The sequence below is a fragment of the Rhizobium sp. KDH_Rht_773_N genome (genome assembly GCF_052946295.1).
This window is the reverse complement of sequence record NZ_CM129525.1, coordinates 571,053-587,415: the sequence shown is the minus strand read 5'-3', so window position 1 is coordinate 587,415 and position 16,363 is coordinate 571,053. Positions and strand designations below refer to the sequence as shown.

Annotated in this window: 17 protein-coding genes and 2 pseudogenes; 8 read left to right on the top strand and 11 right to left on the bottom strand. The window is 64.0% G+C overall.

The genetic code is table 11. The features are described 5' to 3' along the window. Positions 1-59 precede the first annotated feature (59 nt). The gene (locus tag ACU8HS_RS03060; protein ID WP_112705040.1) at positions 60-1,004 is read left to right on the top strand and encodes a diacylglycerol/lipid kinase family protein; all 945 of its coding nucleotides are present in this window, start codon (positions 60-62) and stop codon (positions 1,002-1,004) included. A 2-nt stretch (positions 1,005-1,006) separates the two neighbouring features. Here the strand turns inward: ACU8HS_RS03060 and ACU8HS_RS03055 are convergent, their stop codons facing one another. Together ACU8HS_RS03055 and ACU8HS_RS03050 are read right to left on the bottom strand one after the other, a co-directional pair. After that, the gene (locus ACU8HS_RS03055; RefSeq protein WP_447015375.1) at positions 1,007-2,785 is read right to left on the bottom strand and encodes a diguanylate cyclase; all 1,779 of its coding nucleotides are present in this window, start codon (positions 2,783-2,785) and stop codon (positions 1,007-1,009) included. 164 nt (positions 2,786-2,949) lie between these two features. Continuing rightward, entirely contained in the window at positions 2,950-4,296 is a 1,347-nt protein-coding gene (locus ACU8HS_RS03050; RefSeq protein WP_447015374.1) for a glutamine synthetase family protein, read from the bottom strand. A gap of 75 nt (positions 4,297-4,371) precedes the next feature. On the opposite strand from ACU8HS_RS03050, the gene ACU8HS_RS03045 reads away from it, so the two are divergent. From ACU8HS_RS03045 to ACU8HS_RS03030, 4 genes and pseudogenes are all read left to right on the top strand, one after another. Beyond that, positions 4,372-5,739, top strand: a complete 1,368-nt coding sequence (locus tag ACU8HS_RS03045) for an aspartate aminotransferase family protein (protein WP_112754301.1) — start codon at positions 4,372-4,374, stop codon at positions 5,737-5,739. A 58-nt stretch (positions 5,740-5,797) separates the two neighbouring features. After that, positions 5,798-5,902 (top strand): annotated as a pseudogene (locus tag ACU8HS_RS03040) (type II toxin-antitoxin system HicA family toxin); the annotation flags it as partial. A 5-nt stretch (positions 5,903-5,907) separates the two neighbouring features. Continuing rightward, positions 5,908-6,024: pseudogene (locus ACU8HS_RS03035) on the top strand (type II toxin-antitoxin system HicB family antitoxin); the annotation flags it as partial. Between the two features lie 90 nt (positions 6,025-6,114). Next, on the top strand, positions 6,115-7,029 hold the full coding sequence (locus tag ACU8HS_RS03030; RefSeq protein WP_112754303.1) for a phosphotriesterase family protein: 915 nt from the start codon (positions 6,115-6,117) through the stop codon (positions 7,027-7,029). 99 nt (positions 7,030-7,128) lie between these two features. Here ACU8HS_RS03030 and ACU8HS_RS03025 read toward each other — a convergent pair whose 3' ends face one another. Continuing rightward, complete coding sequence (locus ACU8HS_RS03025; RefSeq protein WP_112754305.1) at positions 7,129-8,616, bottom strand: glycosyltransferase family 39 protein; 1,488 nt, start codon at positions 8,614-8,616, stop codon at positions 7,129-7,131. Position 8,617: 1 nt separating this feature from the next. Next, the gene (locus ACU8HS_RS03020) at positions 8,618-9,628 is read right to left on the bottom strand and encodes a glycosyltransferase family 2 protein (RefSeq protein ID WP_112567307.1); all 1,011 of its coding nucleotides are present in this window, start codon (positions 9,626-9,628) and stop codon (positions 8,618-8,620) included. 78 nt (positions 9,629-9,706) lie between these two features. Between ACU8HS_RS03020 and ACU8HS_RS03015 the strand changes: the two genes are divergently transcribed. Next, positions 9,707-10,675, top strand: a complete 969-nt coding sequence (locus tag ACU8HS_RS03015) for a lysylphosphatidylglycerol synthase domain-containing protein (RefSeq protein WP_112705035.1) — start codon at positions 9,707-9,709, stop codon at positions 10,673-10,675. Here the strand turns inward: ACU8HS_RS03015 and ACU8HS_RS03010 are convergent. The 4 genes from ACU8HS_RS03010 to ACU8HS_RS02995 are packed head-to-tail and all read right to left on the bottom strand — an operon-like array spanning position 10,665 to position 12,989. Beyond that, positions 10,665-11,894, bottom strand: a complete 1,230-nt coding sequence (locus ACU8HS_RS03010; RefSeq protein WP_447015373.1) for an RNA polymerase sigma factor — start codon at positions 11,892-11,894, stop codon at positions 10,665-10,667. The genes ACU8HS_RS03015 and ACU8HS_RS03010 overlap by 11 nt on opposite strands. Positions 11,895-11,904: 10 nt before the next feature. After that, positions 11,905-12,264, bottom strand: a complete 360-nt coding sequence (locus tag ACU8HS_RS03005) for a YciI family protein (RefSeq protein ID WP_112754309.1) — start codon at positions 12,262-12,264, stop codon at positions 11,905-11,907. A 2-nt stretch (positions 12,265-12,266) separates the two neighbouring features. Continuing rightward, positions 12,267-12,626 (bottom strand): YciI family protein, encoded by a 360-nt coding sequence (locus ACU8HS_RS03000; protein WP_112754311.1) that lies wholly within the window; start codon positions 12,624-12,626, stop codon positions 12,267-12,269. Positions 12,627-12,638: 12 nt separating this feature from the next. Further along, positions 12,639-12,989 (bottom strand): YciI family protein, encoded by a 351-nt coding sequence (locus ACU8HS_RS02995; RefSeq protein ID WP_112755658.1) that lies wholly within the window; start codon positions 12,987-12,989, stop codon positions 12,639-12,641. 204 nt (positions 12,990-13,193) lie between these two features. Here ACU8HS_RS02995 and ACU8HS_RS02990 point away from each other — a divergent pair, with 204 nt between their 5' ends. Next, on the top strand, positions 13,194-13,361 hold the full coding sequence (locus ACU8HS_RS02990) for a hypothetical protein (protein WP_447015372.1): 168 nt from the start codon (positions 13,194-13,196) through the stop codon (positions 13,359-13,361). A 43-nt stretch (positions 13,362-13,404) separates the two neighbouring features. Here the strand turns inward: ACU8HS_RS02990 and ACU8HS_RS02985 are convergent, their stop codons facing one another. The 3 genes from ACU8HS_RS02985 to ACU8HS_RS02975 all read right to left on the bottom strand — a co-directional run bounded on the left by ACU8HS_RS02985 (position 13,405) and on the right by ACU8HS_RS02975 (position 15,653). Further along, the gene (locus ACU8HS_RS02985; RefSeq protein WP_112567288.1) at positions 13,405-14,907 is read right to left on the bottom strand and encodes an AMP nucleosidase; all 1,503 of its coding nucleotides are present in this window, start codon (positions 14,905-14,907) and stop codon (positions 13,405-13,407) included. An 84-nt stretch (positions 14,908-14,991) separates the two neighbouring features. Beyond that, positions 14,992-15,174: a hypothetical protein gene (locus ACU8HS_RS02980; RefSeq protein ID WP_112567285.1), complete on the bottom strand. Its 183-nt coding sequence runs from the start codon at positions 15,172-15,174 to the stop codon at positions 14,992-14,994. A 140-nt stretch (positions 15,175-15,314) separates the two neighbouring features. Beyond that, entirely contained in the window at positions 15,315-15,653 is a 339-nt protein-coding gene (locus tag ACU8HS_RS02975; protein ID WP_112754596.1) for a DUF2147 domain-containing protein, read from the bottom strand. Positions 15,654-16,084: 431 nt separating this feature from the next. Here ACU8HS_RS02975 and ACU8HS_RS02970 point away from each other — a divergent pair, with 431 nt between their 5' ends. Then, positions 16,085-16,354, top strand: coding sequence for an SEL1-like repeat protein (locus ACU8HS_RS02970; protein WP_112567279.1), 270 nt, complete (start codon positions 16,085-16,087; stop codon positions 16,352-16,354). Positions 16,355-16,363 lie beyond the last annotated feature (9 nt).

Genomic DNA, 16,363 nt, shown 5'->3' with positions numbered 1-16,363 from the left:
CGCATGGGGGGCGACCATTTCTTGAGGCAGGGATAGCGAGGACAGGGAACAGGCACCTCATGAAGCTCGTCGGCTTTTTCAATCGCGACGGCGGTACCTTCAGGACGACGGACATGCAGGCCTACGAGAGGCGGGCGGAAGAAGTCTTCCGCGATGCCGGGCATGATTTCGAGGCGATCGTCTTTTCCGGCAGCGAGATCGTTCCCGCCATGGAGCGGGCCGCCCGGCGCGACGATATTGACGGCATCGTCGCCGGCGGCGGCGACGGCACGATTTCGGCCGCCGCCTCCATCGCCTGGAAGAACGGCGTGGCGCTCGGCGTCGTGCCGGCCGGCACCATGAACCTCTTTGCCCGCTCGCTGAAAGTGCCGCTCGATATCTGGCAGGCGCTGGAAGTGCTGGCTTTCGGCGAGCTCGACAATGTCGATATCGCCAGCGCCAACGGCAGGCCCTTCATCCACCAGTTTTCCGCCGGCCTGCATGCGCGCATGGTGCGCTACCGCAATTCCTACAGCTACCGCTCGCGTCTGGGAAAGCTGCGCGCCAGCGCCCGCGCCGCCTTCGGCGTCGTCTTCAACCCGCCGGAATTCGAGGTCGAGTTCGAGGCGGCGGGCATGAGGGAGAGCCGGCGCGTCTCGGCGATTTCGGTCTCCAACAATCCCTTCGGCGAAAACGCGCTGCTTTATGCCGACAACCTGCGCAGCGGCGAACTCGGCTTCTACACGGCAAAACCGCTGAACCCGCTCGGCGTCGCGCGCCTTGCGGTCGACATGCTGCGCGGCAAGTTCCGTGAAAACGACGCGGTCATGGTCATGCATCCGGCCGAGGTCAACCTGCATTTCCCGAAACTGCGGGCCAAGGCCAATTGCGTGATGGACGGCGAGCTTCTGCCGCTGGAGCGCGACGTGACCGTCAAGCTGCATCCGGGCGAACTGAAGGTGCTGGTCCGGCAGGGACTGGCCGCCCAGCAGGGCGAGGGCGAGCGGCGCGCGCCGGCCGCCTGAGCTCACAGCGAAGCGGAGCGCCTGGCCCTGAACGGAACGAGCGCGTTTTCGACGATATCCCGGTCCGCCTCGTCGCCGAAAACGCAGCTGCGGTTGCGGCCCTTCTTCTTGGCGCAGTAGAGCGCCTCGTCGGCCGCCGCGATCAGCTGGCGCCAGCCGCCGGCGCCGCAGGCCCCCGATGCGACGCCGATGCTGACGGTGACGGAGAGATCGATGCCGGTTTCCGCGTCGCGGATGACATGCGCCTCGATGCGGCGACGCAGTTCCTCGGCAAAATCGAGGCTCGCCGCAAGGTCCGACGTGGAGACGAGGACGGCGAATTCCTCGCCGCCGTAACGCGCCACGATATCGGTCGCCCGCATCGCCCCCTGCAGAAGGCTTGCGATTTCGATCAGCATGGTATCGCCCGTCAGATGGCCGTAGGTATCGTTGACCGCCTTGAAGTGGTCGATATCGACCAGCATCAGGCAGACGTCTTCCCCGCCTTCGCCGGGAGCGTTGCCGAAGCCCTCCAGCGCCCGGCGGTTCCACACGCCCGTCAGCCCGTCCTTCTCGGCCTGCATCTTCAGCCGCGCCTCGTATTCGGCCCGCTCGTCCAGCTTGCCGCGCAAGAGTTCCAGCGCTTCGAACAGGCTGCGCATCTCCGGCGCCTTGGAGATCGCCTCCAGGTCGCCCATCGGGTTGCCGTCTGCGAGCGCGATGATCTGGCGCCGCGCCGTCAGGAGCGGGTTGAGCATGTGAAGGCGGATGGAGCGGAAAAGGGCGAAAAGCACCGCCAGCGCGCAGGCCGTGACCTCGCCGATGACTGCAAGCCGATAGGAGGCGGCGCCATGCTGGCTCCGGTAGCGCTTGACCACGTCGTCGAGGAAGACCGCGCGCAGCCGTTCGAGCGGCTGCAGCGTCGGAACGAAATCATGCGTCAGCTCGACGGCGGAAACTGAATAGTCCCCGGAGATCTTGCCCTGCGCGATCAATTTCTTGACGAGTTCCAGGCCGGAGCCGAAAAAGATCGTGTCGATATCCTTCATCAGCCGCGCCGACAGCGCATCGTGGTCGCTGACGATTTTCTGGCCCTGCATCAGCCGGCGCAATTCCATGAGCCGGCCGATCGTGCGGCTTGCATCGGTGATGTGGCTGTCGCGCAGCGGCTGGCGCGTGGCGATCGGCCCCATGATCTGCGAGGCGGCCCGCCCGCCATATTCGCGCATGTCGCTGATCATGCGCCCGGTCAGGAAGGGCGCGGTCAGTTCCGAATGGCCGCCGGTAAAGGCCGCCACATGCCAGTCGACCACATGCTGGAAGGTTTCGATCACCCCGATCATTTCGCCGATCGCGTTCTGCACGTCGCCGGGCTGGCGCTCGGCAAGCGGGGTTGCGGCGACACGGTCGACGGCCGCGCGCGCCCGCACAAGCTGCGCCCGCGTTTCGGCAAGCGCCGTCTTGAGATCGGAAAGCGAGGAGGAGAGGCCGACATGCGGCGGCTCGTCGAGCGCGTCCAGCGAGAGATCGGTGATGCGGCGGAAAACCGTCAGGCGCTGCGTTGCCGGCGCGCTGCTGCCGGGCTCGATCGCCATGATGTCGTTGGCCGGCCCGCGCTCCGCCGAGATGCGGCTCGCCGCTTCCAGCACCTGGCGGAACCGCTCCACGGCCAGCAGGTTGTCCTGGGTGGAACGGTAGCTCGCATAGGTCGGAATGAGGGCGCTGGCGGTCAGGATGAGGGTCAGGAATGCCACGATGACGGTCGCAAAGAGCAGCTTTCCCTCAAGCGTGATGCGGTTCATCAAGCCGATCCTCTCCAACAGTCGCCGAATCCGGCCCCGTTGCCGGCTTTACTGAACATGCTGATATCAGGAATATATTACCGATTTCGAGTATAAATCGCCGGCAATGCTCAACAGGGTTAAGAAAAGCGCTTATATGAAAGTCATGTGACGCGCGGAGTTAACTAGAGCCGCGCGAGATATGTGCGATAATCGAAATCCGACACGGTGCGCAGATGGGTTATTGCTTCCTTGTGCTTCGTGTCGCCGTACAACTTTTGATATCGGTCGCCGAAAATATCGGCGATGAAGGCCGATTGCCGGAAGGCCTCGACCGCCGTCAGGAAATCATGCGTCAGCCGTTCGGCCCCCGGCGGCGTGAAGGCGGGCGTCGTTTCCGCGCCGGGGTCGAGATCGCCGTCAAGGCCGAAGAGCATGCCGCCGAGGATGGCCGCCAGCAGCAGATAGGGGTTGGCGTCGGCGCCCGCCACGCGATGTTCGATACGCGCCGCCGGCCCGTTCGCATCGGGGATGCGGATCGCCGTGCCGCGATGCCCGCTGCCCCAGGTGAGGTCCGTCGGCGCAAACGAGCCCGGCTGGAAGCGGCGATAGGAATTGGCGAAGGGCGCAAAGACGAGCTGCGCCTCCCGCATCGTCCGCAGCAGGCCCGCCGTCACCGATTTCAAAAGCCGGGGCTCGCCGCCCCTGGCATCGAGAATATTGTTGCCGTCCCTGTCGACGATGCTCGCATGCACATGCAGGCCCGAGCCCGCATGGTCGGAATAGGGCTTGGCCATGCAGGTCGATTTCAGCCCGTGCCGGCGCGCCGCCTGCTCGGCAATGCGTTTCAGGTAGAGACAGTCGTCGGCCGCAGCCAAGGCGTCCGGCCGGTGCAGCAGGTTCACCTCGAACTGGCCGGAGCCGAATTCCGCCGTCGTCGCCTCCGCCGGCAGGTTCATCGCCCTGGCATAGGCGCGCAGCGTCTGCAGGTAGCCGTCGAGCGCATCGACGGCGCTCATGTCGTAGAGCTGGAAGCCGTTCGCATCGCCGCGATAGGTGAGGCTTGCCGGCGGGCAGGGAACACCCGTCTCGCGCCAGCTCTCCTCCACCACGTAGAATTCCAGTTCCGTCGCCACCACGGGCGTCAGCCCGCGCTCGGCAAAGCGTTCGAGCACGGAAGCGAGGATGCCGCGCGGGTCCATGAAGCTGCGGCTGCCGTCGAATTCGTGCATGGTGGCCAGCACCTGCATCGATCCCTCGGGCGCCCAGGGCATCGGCGCCAGGCTGCGCCGGTCGGCAATGAGATTGCCGTCCGGGTCGCCGATCGTCAGCGACAGGCCGGTCATGTCGTCATTGTCGTCGCCCCAGATGTCGAGCGATTGCGTCGAGGTCGGCAGGCGGATATCGCCGGCCCAGACCTTCTTTTCGGCCGAAAGCGGCAGCTGCTTGCCGCGCAGGTCGCCGTTCATGCCGACGATCAGGATCTCGAAACGCGGATCGCCTTCCCGAACCTCTTTGCCCTTGCTCGCCATGACCTTGAAAATCCTCTCGCAGAAGGCCAAGCTCGTAAACCATCATTCAAAGCCTTTCAATCCGAAGGTCCAATCATGTCCGATACTTACCCGCCGTCGAACCTTGCCGCGATCGATGCCGCCCATCACCTGCATCCCTTCTCCGACATGAAGAAGCTGAATGCCGAGGGCACGCGCATCATCGAGCGCGGCGAGGGCGTGCATATTTTCGACTCCAACGGCAAGAAGTATCTCGACGGTTTCGCCGGCCTCTGGTGCGTCAATATCGGCTATGGGCGCCGGGAAATCGCCGATGCCGTGGCACGGCAGATGAACGAGCTTGCCTATTACAACACCTTCTTCGGCACGACCTCGCCGCCGACCACGCTTCTGGCTCAGAAGGTGACGTCCAAGGCCGGCCCGCGCTTCAACCATGTCTTCTTCACCGGCTCCGGCTCTGAGGCGAACGATACATGGCTGCGCATGGCGCGCGTCTACTGGGCCGCTGTCGGCAGGCCGGAGAAGAAGACGGTGATTGCCCGGCGCAACGGCTATCACGGCTCGACGGTCGCCGGCGCCAGCCTCGGCGGCATGAAATACATGCACGAGCAGGGCGACCTGCCGATCCCCGGCATCGTCCATATCGGCCAGCCCTACTGGTACGGCGAGGGCGGCGATCTCTCGCCCGCCGAATTCGGCCTCAAGGTCGCCCGCGAGCTGGAAGAAAAGATCGACGAACTCGGCGAGGACAATGTCGCCGCCTTCGTCGCCGAGCCGGTCCAGGGGGCGGCCGGCGTCATCATCCCGCCTGCGACCTACTGGCCGGAGATCGACCGCATCTGCAAGGCGCGCAACATCCTGCTCGTCACCGACGAGGTGATCTGCGGCTTCGGGCGGCTGGGCGAATGGTTCGGCCATCAGCATTTCGGCGTCGAGCCGGATTTCGCCCCGATCGCCAAGGGCCTGTCCTCCGGCTACCTGCCGATCGGCGGCCTGCTCGTCAGCGACCGCATCGCCGACGTGCTGATCGGCGAGGTCGGCGATTTCAACCACGGCTTCACCTATTCCGGCCACCCGGTCTGCGCTGCCGCCGCGCTGGAAAACCTGCGCATCATCGAGGAGGAGAAGCTCGTCGAGCGCGTGCGCGACGATATCGGCCCCTATTTCGCGCAAAAATGGGGCGCGCTCGCCGAGCATGATTTCGTCGGCGAGGCTCAGAGTATCGGCCTGATGGGCGGCCTGCAGCTTGCCGCCGACAAGAAGACCCGCACGCGCTTCGAAAAGCCGGATGCGATCGGCGCGCTGGTGCGCAACCACGCGCTCGCCAACGGCCTCGTGCTGCGCGCCACCGGCGACCGCATGCTGGCCTCGCCGCCGCTCGTCATCAGCCACGAGGAGGTCGACGAGATGGCGCGCATCGCCAGGATTGCGCTGGACGCGGCCTGGAAGGAATTGCGCGGCTAAGTGCAAATCGTTCCTTGTTCGTCGGCAAGGCCGGTTCCCTTCCCTGGATTGGGCGACGCATCCAGAGAAGGCCGGGCGCGTCACTGTTCCACACCCGAAAAGGGATATCCCGATCGGGACACCAAAGAGTATCGAGAAACAGGCCGGACTTAAACTGAGGTAACGAACATGCGCAATTATATCGGATTGATCCATAAGGATGCCGACAGTGATTACGGTGTATCCTTTCCCGATTTTCCTGGTCTGGTCACTGCTGGAACTGACCTCGACGACGCGCGCGCGGTGACGTCCGGTTTGTAGCACCGACGGCAGACCTCACGGCTAGCGACGACCGCCGTGTGCTTGCCATTGAACGTCGATCATGGATATCGACCGATGAAGCAGATCTACACGACACTCGGACCAAGGCGCCGCGAAGAACTCGGCATGATCCTTCCGCACGAACATGTCTTCGTCGACCTTAGAACCCCCGACCGACCCGGCTACGCCGAGGCCGACATAGACGATGTCGTGGCGCTGATGGTCCCGCAGATCGAGGCGATCAAGCGACAGGGCATTTCGCTGCTCGTCGAATGCACGACAGGCGGCGTCGGAAGACGCGCGGACATCGACCTTGCCGTGTCGAGGGCCGCCGATTTTCCGATCGTCGTGCCGACCGGCAACTATCGCGAACCCTGGATACCCGGCTGGGTCGCGGAAGCCAGCGAAGCCGATCTCGAACGATGGATGGTGAGCGAGCTTGTCGAGGGTATCGAGGAGACCGGCGTGCTTGCCGGATGGATCAAGCTGAGCGCCGGCGACGACGGCATCACGCCGCTGGAGGCCCGCATCCTGCGCGCCGCCGCGCGAGCCTCCGTGCGCACCGGCGCGGTCATCGGCTCGCATACGATCCGGGGAAGGGTGGTGATGGAACAGCTGGACATCCTCCAGTCGGAGGGCTGCCCGGCCGGGCGCTTCATCTCCATCCATACCCAGGCCGAAAAGGACTTCCAGCTTCACAAGGCACTGGCGGAACGCGGCGCGTGGATCGAATACGACCATGTCGGCAGGGCACCGGACGAAGAGGTGGTGGCGCTGATCATGGACGCGCTTGAAGCAGGATTGGGCAGGCGGCTTCTGATAAGCCACGATCTCGGCTGGTACGATCCGGCCCAACCGGGCGGCGGAACCCCGAGACCCTATACGCACCTCGTCGGGAGCCTGCTGCCGCAGCTTGAAAGCGCGGGCGTGGGGCGCGACACGGTGCGCCAGCTCACGCAGATCAATCCGTTCGACGCCTTCGCGCGCTAGAGCAATTCCCGCAAAAGCGCGCAGCGGTTTTGTGTCCGCAATTGCGTAAAAACAAGCAGATAGAGCAGCTTCCTGATTCAAGGAATAAGGAAAATGCTCTCAGGGATAGGCCACCGCATAGGCGAACTGGTAGGTGTCGCCCGGTTGCCCGTAGATATAGGGCAGGGTGACGATATGCGTCTCCGGCTGTTTCAGGCCGTTCTGCTTCAGCACATCCGCGAAATAGTCGTTCGGCCATGCGGGCGGCGTTTTGCCCTTGTCGTCGCGCCAGACGAAGACGACGGGGTGTTTGGCGTCCAGCTGGAAGGCCGGCTTGAAATCCGGGTAGAAATAGGACTGTACCGGCGTGCCGGGCATCTGCAGGCGCATATTGCCTTCCAGATGCGGGTCGTAACCGACGATCAGCCCCGGCTCGCCGCCGATATCCTTGCGGATCGCCGCGGCAAAACCGTCATAGGGAATGTTCAGCCGCTGATAGTCGCCGAAGAGCGGCCCCCAATAGGCGCGCATGGCGAGCACGACGAGCACGGCGCCCATGATGACGCCGCTGAGCGCAAGCGAGGCCCGCAGCGGCGCGCCCGCGTCGACCTCGGCGCTGTCCGCCTTCATGCAGATATAGAGCGGCAGGATGAGGAAGAGCGGCGTCAGCCAGCGGTCGGCGATGTTGTCCACGCCGGCAAACAGGATCATCAGCGCGATGGCGCCGATCTCGATCAGCAGGATGCGGCCCGATATCCGCGACCAGCGGCTGGACGCGCGCCACATCGCCGGCAGCGACCTGGCAAAGAGCGACAGGAAGATCACCGCCGAAAGGCCCGCAATGCCGAGCATGGCAACGACAAGCCGGGCAAGGCCGGCGGAGACCTGCGCGAAATAGCCTTCGTCGCCCGTCATCTTGTGCAGCGTGCGGTCGAGTGCAAGGTCGAGATGATCGAGGAACCAGAGCGCGTGCGGCAGGACAATCGCGACCGAAAGGACGACGGTCAGGCTGAGCCGCCAGTCGAACAGCCGCTTGCGGAAATCGCTGTCGATCAGCGCCGCGACGAAGGCCGCGGCGGGAAGCAGCGCGAAATTGTACTTCGATATCATGCCGATGCCGGTCGCAATGCCGACAAGGGCGTAGGAGGCCGCCGAAGGCGCCTTCAGCGTGCGGAAGAAGCCGTAGAGAAACAGCGACCCGGCAAAGATCGTCGCCACCGAATGGGTGAGATCGCGCTGCGCCTCGAACACGACCTGCGGCACGGTCAAAAGCCCGAGCGTCGCCATCACCACGAGGCTGCCGTTCCTCAAGGTCAGCCGCGCCGCCAGCCAGTAGAAGACGTAGGAGGAGAACAGCATGGTGCATTTGAGCAGCGACAGCGAAAACAGCGACACGCCGAGGAGCGAGGTTACGCCGTACTGCACCCAGTTGTAGAAGGGCGGCTGCGAATTGTAGCCGAAGGCGAACCATTGCGACAGCAGCATCTGCTCCGCCTCGTCCAGCTCCAGCGCGTTGGGAATGCTGAGCCGGACGATTATGTGGAGCAGGAAATAGGCCGCAAGCACCGCCAGGATCAGATGCGGCCGGCGGCTGAAAAGGCCCTGCACGTCAGCTTTCTCGGGAGAAGATCTGGCGCACGATATAGTTCGGCGAAGCGTCGTCGCGATAATAGGTGCGCGCGATCATTTCCGCCAGGATGCCCGTTGTAATCATCTGCACCGAGGAGAGCAGCAGCACGACGCCGACCATCAGCATCGGCCGCGTGCCGATATCGTTGCCCATGATGAACTTGTCGAAGCCGAGATAGAGGAGGATCAGGGCCGCGATCGCGCCGAGGCCGAGGCCGAGCGAGCCGAAGAAATGGCCCGGACGCGCCTTGTAGCGCATGAAGAACATGACCGAAAGCAGGTCGAGGATCACGCGGAAGGTGCGCGAAATGCCGTATTTCGACGTGCCGTGCTGGCGGGCATGGTGGGTGACGACCATTTCGCCGATGCGCGAGCTCGGCACGACGCCGGCGACCCAGGCGGGGATGAAGCGGTGCATCTCGCCCATCAGCTTCACCTGCTTGATGATCGAGGCGCGGTAGATCTTCAGGCTGCAGCCGTAATCGTGCAGCTTCACGCCGGTAATGCGGCCGATCAGGTAATTCGCGCACCAGGAGGGGATCTTGCGCAGGAACAGGCCGTCCTGGCGGTTCTTGCGCCAGCCGACGAGCAGGTCCAGCTCGCGCCGCTCCAGCTCCGCGACCATCGAGGGAATGTCCTTCGGGTCGTTCTGCAGGTCGCCGTCCATCGTGGCGATCAGCCGGCCGCGCGCCGTGTCGATGCCGGCCTGCATGGCGGCCGTCTGGCCGAAATTGCGCTGCAATTCGACGATGCGCAGCGTCAGCCGCTCGCGGTTGACGTATTTGCGGGCATTGACGAGCGTGGCGTCCGTGCTGCCGTCATCGACGAGGATCAGCTCCCAGCGATGCGGATAGTCGGCCATGGCCGCGACGATGCGCTCGACGAGCGGGCCGATGCTTTCTTCTTCGTTGAACACCGGAACGACCAGCGACAGTTCGAGCGGTTGGACCGGATCATTCGTCGTGCGAATGGACTCTACCGTTGTCTGCAACTTTCATTTCTCCTAAAAGGCCGAGCGACGGAAGACCCGATGGAAACCAGCCGCAGCCAAACTTAGGAAGCCTGATACATGAAGACCCCGAGCGTTGAAAGCGGGCAATCCTGGTTTCTGCGGAATCGCATGAGCCTGATGACGATCGCGATCGTCGCAGCCTATGCGCTGTTCATCGAATGGTTCTGGGGCTGGTCGGTCATATTGCAACAATGGGCCGCCGTCGGCCCGCGTCCGGTCATCGGCGCGCTGGTCCTTCTCACCAGCACCTATTTCCTGCGTACATGGCGCATCTACGATTATTTCCCGCGCGAGACGGCCGGCCGTTTCGCAACGCTGTTCCGCGTCACCCAGATCCATAACCTCCTGAACATCATGCTGCCCTTCCGCGCCGGCGAGACCAGCTTTCCGGTGCTGATGCGCACGGAATTCGCCATTCCGCTGACCCGCGGCACCTCCGCCCTGCTGGTCATGCGGCTTCTCGACCTGCATGCGCTGCTGGCGGCAGCCGGCCTCGGTTTTGCCGTGGCTGCCCCGAACGCCGCCCTTGCCTGGCTGGTCTGGGTCCTTTTCCTGTTCCTGCCGGTCTTCGCCTTTGCCGCCCGCAAGCCGCTGCTCGGCCTCGGCGCAAGGCTTCTGCCGCGCAAGGCGCAGGCGCTGCTCCATGAAATCGAAAACGGCCTGCCGTTCGACGCCGTCGCCTTCGCCCGCGCCTGGGCGATGACCATCGTCAACTGGCTGGTGAAGGTGCTGGTGCTCGCCTGGGCGCTCGGCCTGATGGGCGTCATGCCGATGGCGGCCAGTTTCGGCGGCGCGCTCGGCGGCGAACTGTCCTCGGTGCTGCCGGTCCATGCGCCGGGCGGCGTCGGCACCTATCCGGCCGGCATCACCGCCGGCGCCATTGCCTTCGGTGCGTCGAGCGAACGGGCGGCACTCGATGCGCTGGCCCAGGCAAGCGTCAACGCCCACCTGCTCATCATCGTCTCCGCGCTGACCGGCACCGCCATCTCGCTGCCGCTCGGCCGTCGCGGCAGGGTCAGGTCGTAAGCTCCAGGATGCGCTTGCGCAGAAACGCCTGTTCCGGCTCCTGCCGGCAGAATGCCAGCGCCGTCTCGTAAGCCTGTATCGCTTCGGCCCGGCGCCCGAGCCGGCGCAGAAAATCGGCCCGCGCCGAATGGGCGAGGTGATAGGTCTTCAGGTCCCCCCTGGCGATGACGGCATCGACAAGCGCCAGTCCCTTTTCCGGCCCGTCCGCCATGGCGATCGCCACGGCGCGGTTGAGTTCGGTTATATCGGAAGGGTGGGCGGCAATCAGCAGGTCGTAATAGAAGGCGATGCGCCGCCAGTCCGTTTCCTCGATGCTGCCGGTCCTGGCATGTTCGGCCGCAATCGCCGCCTGAACCGTATAGAGGCCGATCTCGGGCGTGCGCATGGCCCCTGCCAGCAGCGCCAGCCCCTCGGCGATCTTGCCGCGGTCCCATCGCGAGCGATCCTGATCGGCAAGCAGCACCAGCGCGCCCTCGCCATCCTGCCGTGCGGCGCGGCGCGAATCCTGCAGGAGCAGCAGCGACAGAAGGCCCGCCACGTCCGGATGCGGCAGCAGCCCTGCCAATAGCCGCGCCAGCCGGATCGCCTCGGCCGTCAGGTCGGCGCGCACGACCGCCTTGCCCGAGGATGCCGAATAGCCCTCGTTGAAGACGAGGTAGATGACATGCAGCACGCGGTCGAGCCTTTCAGGCAGCTCCGCCCCGGCCGGCACTTCGTAAGGGATCTTCTCGGCCCTGAGGCGGTTCTTGGCGCGCACGATGCGCTGGGCGACGGTCGGCGCCGGCACCAGGAAGGCATGCGCGATCTCTTCCGTCGTCAATCCGCACACTTGGCGCAGCGCCATCGCCATCTGCGCATCGGCGGCAAGGGCCGGATGGCAGCAGATGAAGATCAGCCGCAGCATGTCGTCCTCGATCGGTTCCATGTCGGCGATTTCCGTTTCCGTGCCGTCGGGGTAGAGGCTGTCTTCGATATGCTGCAGCGAGGCGGCAAAGCGCGCCCGCCGCCGGATATGGTCGATCGCCTTGAAGCGGCCGGTCGAAACCAGCCAGGCGACGGGATTGCCGGGCAGGCCGTCTACCGGCCATGTCCGCGCCGCCGCCGCAAAGGCGTCGTGCAGCGCTTCCTCCGCCCGGTCGAAATCGCCGAGCAGGCGGATCAGCGTCGCCAGCACCCGGCGCGAATGCTGCCGGTAGATGTCCTCGATCGCCCGTTCCACAGCCGAACCCTTACTGCGGCAGGGTGAGCAGTCTCACCGGCCGCAATTCGATCGCGCCGACGCGGGCGCTCGGAATGCCCGCAACCACCTTGCGCGCCTCATCCGGATCGGCCGCCTCGATCACGTAGATGCCGGCCAGATGTTCCTTGGTCTCGACATAGGGGCCGTCGGTCGAGGAGACAATGCCGTCGCGCACCCGCAGCACGCAGGCCCTGTCGGGGCCTTCCAAGGCATCGGAATGGATCATGATTCCCTTGCGCTGCAGCTCCTCGTCATAGCGGAAATGCGCCCTGACGAGTTCGTCGCCCTCGGCCTGGCTCAGCGTGCCGTCCGTATCGGCGCTATTGTAGATGAGGCAGACGAAGCGCATGGCTACCTCCCGTCCTTGATCGAATAGGCGGGGCGGATCTCGATCGAGGCATATTTGAGGATCGGGAAGGTGGAGACGATCGCCTTCGCCTCCTCCATGTCGCCGGCCTCGATCACCACGAAGCCGCCAAGATGTTCCTTGATTTCGGCGAAGGGACCGTCGGTTGCGGCGACCGCGCCGTTGCGCACGCGCAGCGTCACGGCCCGTTCCGGCTCGTAGAGCGCCAGCGCGCTCAGCAAATGGCCGCTGTCGCGCCAGCGGTCGTCGCTGACGATACATTCCTGCGTGACCTCGGCCCATTCCTCCTCGCTGACCCTGCTGCTCTTCTCGGTATCGAACCAGACCTGGCCCAGAAACTTCATGGCGTGACCTCCTCAGCCGAATTCGTGGATGGGGCGAACCTCGATCGCGCCGAGCCTGGCCAGCGGAATGCCGGCCGCAACGCGGATCGCGTCGTTGAGGTCCTTGGCGTCGATCAGGATGAAGCCGCCGAGCGCTTCCTTCGTCTCGATGAAGGGGCCGTCCGTGACCGACATCTCGCCGCCGCGCACCCGCACCGTGACCGCCGACAGCGGCGATTGCAGCGCCTGGGCGACGATCATGTGGCCGCTCTCGGCCAGATCGCGGTCATAGGCGAGCGAATCCCGGTCGAGCTTTTCCTTCTCCTGCTGCGACATGGCCGACAGCATCGCACCGTCGAACCAGACCTGGCATAGGTACTTCATCCCTTGTCCTCCACACTCCAATTCTCGGAATTTACGCATCGGCCTTTGCGAAAATCGGGATCGACTGTCGGGCCGATGCTGTAGAGACGAACAGCCTATGCGCTTTTCGACAGGGAGGAAAAATATCTTTTGAGCGGCCGCAATGTCGAACGGCCGTGGCGGCACTCGACAAGGCTCCATCGGAAACATCAAGGAGATGGAGCAATGAGCATGCTTGAAATCGCGATCGCCCACCTGATCGTCTCGCGCGGCGCCGGCAAGGTGCCGCCGCTGGAAAACGCCGAGGTCGTCAAAGTGCTGGTGAGGACCGCGATCGCACTGGCCGCTTTCGCCGGCCTTGTCGGGGCGCTGCGGGTGGCGGCAGGCGCCTGAGAATGGCGGACAGCCCGGCCGCGGGGCGGGCTGCCCCGGTATGTTACTGGAACGCCGTTTCGAAGAAGCTGCGCAGCTTGCGCGAATGCAGCGCTTCCGGCGGCATGGCGGCAAGCTTCTGGATTGCCCTTATGCCGATCTGCAGGTGCTGGTTCACCTGCGTGCGGTAGAAGGCGGTCGCCATGCCCGGCAGCTTCAACTCGCCGTGCAGCGGCTTGTCGGACACGCAGAGCAGCGTTCCGTAGGGCACGCGGAAGCGGAAGCCGTTGGCGGCGATCGTGGCCGATTCCATGTCGAGCGCAATCGCGCGAGCCTGCGATAGGCGTTTTACCGGGCCGGCCTGATCGCGCAGTTCCCAGTTGCGGTTGTCGATCGTGCCGACCGTGCCGGTGCGCATGATGCGCTTCAGCTCGAAGCCCTCGTAACCGGTGATCTCGGCAACGGCAGCCTCGAGCGCCACCTGCACTTCGGCGAGCGCCGGGATCGGCACCCAGACCGGCAGGTCGTCATCCAGCACATGGTCCTCGCGCATATAGGCATGCGCCAGCACGTAATCGCCGAGGCGCTGGCTGTTGCGCAGCCCGGCGCAATGGCCGAGCATCAGCCAGGCATGCGGGCGAAGCACGGCCACATGGTCGGTGATCGTCTTGGCGTTGGAGGGGCCGACGCCGATATTGATCATGGTGATCCCGGCATGCCCCTTCTTCTTGAGGTGATAGGCCGGCATCTGCGGCAGGCGGGCGTGCGGCGCATCCGTTTCCGGAACGCTGGAACCGGCCAGCGTGACGATATTGCCGGGCTCCACGAAGGCCGTATAACCGTCGCCGCCGTCGGCCATCAGCTTGCGCGCCCAGGCGCAGAACTCGTCGATATAGAACTGGTAGTTCGTAAACAGCACGAAGTTCTGGAAATGCTCCGCCCCGGTCGCCGTATAGTGCGCCAGGCGGGCGAGCGAATAGTCGATGCGCTGGGCGGTGAACGGCGCCAGCGGCGAGGGCTCGCCCGGCGGCGGCAGGTATTCGCCGTTGGCGATCTCGTCGTCGGTCGTGTTCAGGTCCGGCGTGTCGAACAGGTCGCGCAGCGGGATATCGACGAAAGCCGCGGCCGAGGCTTCCACATGCGCGCCTTCGCCGAACGCGAAATGCAGCGGGATCGGCGTTGCGGATTCCGACACGATGACAGGCACGTTATGGCTCTTCATCAGCAGCGAAAGCTGCTCCTTCAGGTAATGCTTGAAGAGCTTCGGCCGCGTCACCGTCGTCGTATAGACGCCCGGCGCCGTCACATGGCCGTAGGACAGGCGGGAATCGACATGGCCGAAGCTGGTCGTCTCGATGCTGACCTGCGGGTAATAGGCGCGGTAGCGCGAGGTGACGGGCGCCCCCTGGGCGAGCTTGGTGAAGCTGTCGATCAGGAAGGACGTGTTGCGCTCGTAAAGCGCCGTCAGCGCTTCGACGGCCCTTGCCGGGTCATCGAATGTTTGCGGCTCGAAAGGGGGAGGGGACGAGATGTCGAAAGCGGACAGGGGATAGATTCGTTTGCTCATGGCGCATTATAGAGGGTTGTTTTTAACAAGCAAACGACGCGCGAAGGCTGAGACCCAGATATTTTTCCGATCTGCCCCCAGCTCTCAGCGGATGGCAGTGCAATAGCCGCCGCGGGTCTCCAGGCAGGTATAGTTGGCACCGAAATGCGATTGCTGCGCGCCGCCGCCGCTGCCGTTGCGCACGACGACCGCCGAAAACGAAATCGCGAAGATCGCCGCAAACAGCGTTATGATCGTAAACCGTCTCGCCAGAATGAACACGTCCATGTCCTTACCCGATATGCGCCCTTCATGGTGCTGTTGTGCCATGACGTGGCTGAACGGGTGCTGAGACGGCGGTTCATTTTGCATTCAGTTTCGAAGGCCGGCTAAGCTTCTCAAAGCCGGCCCGGTTTGCCGGAAAAGCCTCAGAGGCGCGTCCATGTCTGCGATTTGCAGAAGACCTTCATCACGCAGCCCTGCATCCTCAGCGACTTGCCGGAAATGCTGCCCGAGCCGCTATAGGTCTTGTCGTCGACGGGATCGGTGATCTCGCCGCTATAGCTGCCGCCGGCGCCGGACAGGGTGCCGATCTTCTTGCCCGCATATTTGCCCGTCTTCAGCGTGATGCAGTAGGCGCCGCCGCAGGGCGCGATCGCCGCCGTGTCGCCGGCCCGCGTCTTCCAGTTGCCGACGATCGGCTCGTCGGCCTGCGCAAGGCCCGCCACCAGTGCCAGCGCGCCGGCGAGAACGAGGGTACGGATCATCTCTTCCTCCTTGAGATAGGGAATGGCGCGAAAATAACTGACGCGAACGTAAAGGTAAATATGCTGCGGGGAGGACCTGAAAACCGGCTTTCGCCCGGCGTTTTTTCTGCGGATCGTCCGGTCGCTGCTGATTTCACGGTAAACGGATCCTTAATTTCCAGATCTGAATTTTTCGTAAAAGGTTAGCTGAAATCCTTAATTCGCAAGGATTCCGATGTTTAACAAAAACCCAAGTTTACCAAGCATTTGCACTTTGTTTGCGTCAAATTAATCATGCATTTTAGGCGTTTTTTGAAAGCGGTTTGGCATAGTGAACCCATCAAACGAGCGGGGCAAACCCGCCGGACCGGAAAGGCCGCAAGCCGCAGAAGATGGCAGGGCCCGAAGGTAAAACAGGGTACGTCTTGAACAGGCTAACAGGGATAGAACCGATGGCACGCTTTGAAATGCACAATGCTGAAATGGCCACCATGGGTGGCGACAACAACAGCGCCGATGTCTTCTGCGAAATGGGTCTGATGTATGCGACCGGCCGCGGTTGCGAGATCGATCTCGTCGCCGCCCACAAGTGGCTGAACATCGCCGCGATCAAGGGCAACGACCGCGCCGCCGAGCTGCGCGCCGATGTCGCCGCTTCGATGAGCAAGATGCAGCTGGCCGAAGCGCTGCGCGCCGCCCGCGAATGGATGACGATCCACTAAAAAGCGTGC